Source organism: Pseudophaeobacter profundi, from assembly GCF_029697505.1.
Classification (GTDB): Bacteria; Pseudomonadota; Alphaproteobacteria; order Rhodobacterales; family Rhodobacteraceae; genus Pseudophaeobacter; species Pseudophaeobacter profundi.
The window spans coordinates 1-274 of sequence record NZ_JARJEF010000249.1; the positions used below are offsets into that span (position 1 = coordinate 1).

The following is a 274-nucleotide window of genomic DNA, read 5'->3' on the forward strand; positions in this document are numbered from 1 at the left end:
GTTCTCTGACAACGTAGTTGACGGTGAAGTTGTTACGACCCATGTGCTTCACGTACACTTCGTCACATGGTCCCTTAGGTCCATAGATTCCGACGTACAGAATGTTGTTTCCAGCATCCGCGCAACTGACAGTGAACATGTTTTGCTTCTGCAGGTAGGCCTTCTTGAGACCCATGCCTTTGCAGGTCACTTTGCTGGCATCTGACTTGAACAGCGGCAGGACCACTCCTTGGCCTGCTTTGTTCTTGGCTATTTTCTGCACAGTTTCAACGAC

Annotated in this window: 1 protein-coding gene; it reads right to left on the minus strand. The window is 49.6% G+C overall.

What is annotated here, in order from left to right; genetic code table 11:
- Positions 1–274: filamin/ABP280 repeat domain-containing protein (locus P2081_RS20890; RefSeq protein ID WP_278924705.1), on the minus strand; the 274-nt coding region annotated here is incomplete at both ends.